This window comes from Brachyspira catarrhinii (assembly GCF_005518285.1).
GTDB classification, from domain to species: Bacteria; Spirochaetota; Brachyspiria; order Brachyspirales; family Brachyspiraceae; genus Brachyspira; species Brachyspira catarrhinii.
Map to the genome: position 1 here is coordinate 1 of NZ_SJDU01000166.1, position 4,945 is coordinate 4,945.

The following is a 4,945-nucleotide window of genomic DNA, read 5'->3' on the forward strand; positions in this document are numbered from 1 at the left end:
AATTAACGAAACTATTATTGCAAAAATTATATCTTTTCTTTTAACGATTTTATTTTTCATAATTTTTAATTTTATATCTATATTGATTATTACTAATAATTTAATTATAAAGTATAAACTATAAAATTTCAAATTTGGTTAAATATTTGGATTTAATTAAAAAATAAAACCTCATTAATTTTTAAAACAAGATAGAAAAATCTTTTAATATTCCAATTACCTTTCTATTTTCAAGTATAGAAAAATCGCTTTGTTTTCCATAATCATATAAATATCTCCAACCAATATAATTATAAATATTATTTAATAATTTTATATTTATATAATATTTATCTTGTTTTATCAAAAAAATTAAATTTTTTAACAAATAATAACATTTTTCTATTGATTTTATATAAAAAGTGTATATACTATATCATGTAAATGTTAATAACTGTTAATATTTAGTAAAAAAATAAAGAGTTTAAAATTATGGAAAGTTTTGAAAGAGAAAGAACTATATTGGAATATTTAAAAAATAATAATAGCGAATCTATAGAAAATTTAGCAAAAATATGCAATTCAAGTTCGATGACAATTAGAAGAGATATAAAGAGACTGGTAGAACTAAAAACTATAGAACAAAGACATGGGTTTGTTTCATTAAATAGAGACATATCTTTATTAGTGCCTTATGCATATAGAGAAACTTTGAATAAGGAAATAAAAAAAATAATGGCATTAAAAGCCATTCAATTAATAGAAGATGGAGATGTAATTATTTTAGATGCTGGAACAAGTTGTATAGAAATAGCATACCTACTAAATAATAAGAAAAATTTAACCGTAATTACAAATGACTTAAATATAGCAAATATAATATCGAACTATGATATAGAAGTATATATTGCTGGAGGAAAAATAGAAAATAAAAATTATTGCTCGTCATCTATTGATACCATTAAATATATTAAAAAATTTAGAGTTTCTAAAGTATTCATAGGAACTTCAGGTATAACTTCAGATTTTTATTTTTGCGCTAATAGTTGCGATAAGGCGGAAATAAAAAAAACTATGATTAATATATCAAATAAAAGCATATTGATGGCTGATGATAGCAAATTTAATTCTCCTGCTATAATAAAAGTTAAATCCTTACAAGACTTTAACTATATTATAACGAATAGAATATTTTCAAACGATGAAACTAATCATATACAAAAAAATGGAGTGGAGATTTTAAATGTATAGGTGTTTAATTGTAGCGGATGATTTAACTGGCGCCAATGCAAGTATTTCTCTTTTAAAGAATTTAAAAATAACAACATTATTAGAGTTGAACGATAAAAATTTATACAAAGATTATGATGCCATAAGTTGTTCTACAGAAAGTAGAGGCATATCGGAAACTGATGCATATAATAAAGTTTTTAATATTACTAAAAAATATATGCATAATGATATAGCTGTCTATAATAAAAGAATTGATAGCACTATGAGAGGTAATATAGGCGCTGAAATAGACGGTATGCTTGACGCTTTAGGCGATGATAGATTAGCCATTGTTAGCCCAGGTTATCCATCGGCAGGTAGAACGGTTGTAGGCGGATACTTACTCGTTAATGGAATATTAGTAGAGGATACGGAGATGGCAGTTGACTCAAAAAATCCTATAAAAATTAGTAATTGTATTGAATTAATAAAATATCAAAGTAAAAGAAAAATCACATCTTTAGAAATTGATATTGTAAGGACGAGCAGTAAAGTTATTTCAAAATATATTAAAGATAAATATGACAAAGGTTTTAGAATAATTGTTTGCGATATGGTTAATCAAAATCATGTGAAAAATATTTCAGAAGCTATTTTAGAAAGTAAAATTAAGTTTATAGTGGCAGACCCTTCTCCATTAACGGCAAAAATTTCAGAGTTATCTATAATGAATAAGCAAAAAATAAATAAAAGTAAAAAGATATTATGCGCTATAGGTTCAATATCTCATACAACCGCATTACAAGTAAAAACTTTATATTCAAATAAAACGGTAGGTTTAATAAGGTTCAGACCAGAAAATTTAATAGATTCGTCTCTACAGGAAAAAGAAATTAATAATATAGTTAATGAAGTAATAAATAAATTTGAAACTTTTAATATTTGTATTTTAGTATCTGAAAATCTTTATAGAGATAAACCTTTAGATTTTGATGAAATAGCATTATTAAGTAAAACGGATATAGAATATTTATCAAATTTAATTAATGAAGGAATAGCCGTATCTATAGAAAAAATTTTAGAAAAAGTAAAAATAGACGGCTTATATACAAGCGGAGGAGATACGACAATAAAAATATGTTCTCAACTAAATTCATATAGTTTAGATATTCAATGTTCTGTATTTCCTTTAGTAGTTTATGCAAAATTAAACGGCGGAAAATATCAAGGATTAGATTTAATTACCAAAGGAGGTGGGGTTGGAGATGCAGAAAGTTTAATAAAATGCGTAGATTTTTTAATTCAAAAGTAAATTAATAATTAACAATAAAACAAAGGAGATTATAAATGATAAAAAGAGAAAGAATAGGTATTACGGTAGGAGACCCAGCTGGCATAGGACCTGAAATAGTCGTAAAATCATTATTAAGAAACGATATTTATGAAAATTCTATACCAGTTGTTTATTCGCATAAAAAAGCTTTAGAAAGGGTATTACAACCGAATATTTTGTTAAAGAAAATAAATAACCCTTTAGAAGCCGAAGGTATAAATAATGTTATAGAATATATAGAGCCTGAAGAGGAATTAAGTGATTTTGAATTTGGAAAAGTTCAATCTAATTGTGGCAAGGCATCTTATAATTATATTTCTATGGCAATAGAAGACGCTTTAAAAGGAAATGTATGGTCTGTTACTACTGGACCAATTAATAAAGAAGCTATAAAAGCGGCTAAAATTAATTTTATAGGGCATACGGAAATTTTTGGCGAGAAAACTAATTCTATAGACCCATTAACCATGTTTGAAGTAAGAGGGTTAAGAGTATTTTTCTTAACAAGGCATATGTCTTTGAAAAAAGCATGCGAATCTATAACTAAAGAAAGAATTGTAGATTATATAAAGAGATGCACAGAAGCGTTAAGAAAAATAGATTCTTCGGATAATATTATGGCTATAGCGGCTTTGAATCCTCATGGAGGAGAACATGGGTTATTTGGAGACGAGGAAGAAAAATATATAAAACCCGCTATAGAAGAGGCGCTAAAAATGGGATATAAAGTCGCTGGACCAATTGGCGCCGATTCGGTTTTTCATCAAGCGTTAATAGGCAAATATGGTTCTGTATTATCTTTGTATCATGACCAAGGTCATATTGCAACAAAAACATTAGACTTCCATAAAGTTGTATCTTTAACATTAGGACTGCCTTTTTTAAGAACATCTGTAGACCATGGCACCGCTTTTGATATAGCGGGAAAAAATGAGGCTGGTTCTGTTAGTATGGAAGAGGCTATTTTAATAGCTATAAAATATGCTAAAAATTTTATAAACGAATAAAAAAAATAAATTAAATTAAGGAGGCATTATATGTCAGAAGTTCGTTTTATAATAGGTTTAATTATAGGGGTTATATTGCTTATAACAATGGTAGCGAAAACAAAAATTCATGCTTTTCCAGCTCTTATATTGTCCGCTATCATTACGGGTTTGATAGGAGGCATGGATACGAGTTCCATAGTTAAAGCAATAACCAGCGGTTTTGGAAATACCTTATCAAGTATAGGTATAATAATCGGTTTTGGCGTTATGATGGGGCAGATATTTGAATTATCAGGCGCTGCGGAAACAATGGCATTAACCTTTATAAGAATTTTTGGAAAGAAGAGAGAGCATATAGCATTAGCTATAACTGGATGGGTAGTTTCTATACCGATTTTTTGCGATAGCGGTTTTATACTTCTATCTCCTATAGCAAAGGCTATATCCAAAAAGACTTCTAAAAGTATTTTTGTATTAGGATATTCATTAGCGGTTGGGCTACTTATAAGTCACCATATGATATTACCAACCCCTGGTCCTCTTGCAGCAACAGTAAATTATGGAGCAGATTTAGGACTATCCATATTAATGGGAATTGCTTTTTCTATACCAATGATTATAGGCACATTAATTTATACTAATTATGTAGGTTCTAAAGTTTATCAAATTCCAAGCGATAACGGAGGTTGGGTAAGAGCGGAAAAACCTAATAAAGTTGAAGAAGATTTTGAATTAAAACCTTCAAGAGACGATTTGCCAAACGCTTTCTTATCGTTTTTACCTATTTTGTTGCCAATAATATTAATATTATTAGGAACTACATTAGGAAATATATTTAAAGACGCCGATGGAAATAGTTTAATATCCATATTAAGTTTTATAGGTAATCCCGTTATAGCCGTAGGTATAGGTTTATTAATTTCCATATTTACTCTAACAAATAAAATGAGCCGAACAGAAACTCTAAAAGTTATGGAATTAGGAATTACGGGTTGCGGTATAATCCTTTTAGTTACAGGAGCTGGAGGCTCTTTCGGTCAGATACTTAAAGATTCTGGCGTAGCAAATTCTATAGCCGAATTTATAGCCTCTACCAAAATACCAGCTATTCTTATTCCTTTTACTATAGCCACGGTTGTGAGATTCATAGTAGGTTCGGGAACAGTTGCAATAGTGACATCAAGTTCAATATGCGCCCCTCTATTAAATCAACTTGGGATAAATCCAACTTTGGGAACTATGGCTTCATGTTCAGGAGCTATGTTCTTTAGTTATTTTAATGACTCATATTTTTGGGTTATAAATAGAACTTTAGGAGTTGAGGATATCAAAGAACAAATAAGACATTGGTCTATGAACACGACAGTTGCTTGGGCAATAGGATTAATTACATTACTAATATTTGACATATTTATTTAAAATTAAGATTAAT

At 28.4% G+C, this 4,945-nt stretch carries 4 protein-coding genes; all 4 read left to right on the plus strand.

Annotated elements, in window-relative coordinates; genetic code table 11:
* Positions 1–471: 471 nt before the first annotated feature.
* Genes EZH24_RS07105 through EZH24_RS07120 form a run of 4 tightly spaced genes read left to right on the plus strand, consistent with a single transcriptional unit; the run spans position 472 to position 4,932 of the window.
* Positions 472–1,230 carry a DeoR/GlpR family DNA-binding transcription regulator gene (locus EZH24_RS07105; protein ID WP_137998428.1) on the plus strand — a complete coding sequence of 253 codons (759 nt, stop codon included), beginning with the start codon at positions 472–474 and terminating at the stop codon, positions 1,228–1,230.
* Positions 1,223–2,503 carry a four-carbon acid sugar kinase family protein gene (locus tag EZH24_RS07110; protein WP_137998429.1) on the plus strand — a complete coding sequence of 427 codons (1,281 nt, stop codon included), beginning with the start codon at positions 1,223–1,225 and terminating at the stop codon, positions 2,501–2,503. The genes EZH24_RS07105 and EZH24_RS07110 overlap by 8 nt, the downstream gene beginning before the upstream one ends.
* A gap of 35 nt (positions 2,504–2,538) precedes the next feature.
* Positions 2,539–3,531: a 4-hydroxythreonine-4-phosphate dehydrogenase PdxA gene (pdxA, locus tag EZH24_RS07115; RefSeq protein WP_137998430.1), complete on the plus strand. Its 993-nt coding sequence runs from the start codon at positions 2,539–2,541 to the stop codon at positions 3,529–3,531.
* Positions 3,532–3,561: 30 nt separating this feature from the next.
* Complete coding sequence (locus EZH24_RS07120; RefSeq protein WP_137998431.1) at positions 3,562–4,932, plus strand: GntP family permease; 1,371 nt, start codon at positions 3,562–3,564, stop codon at positions 4,930–4,932.
* Positions 4,933–4,945: the final 13 nt, after the last annotated feature.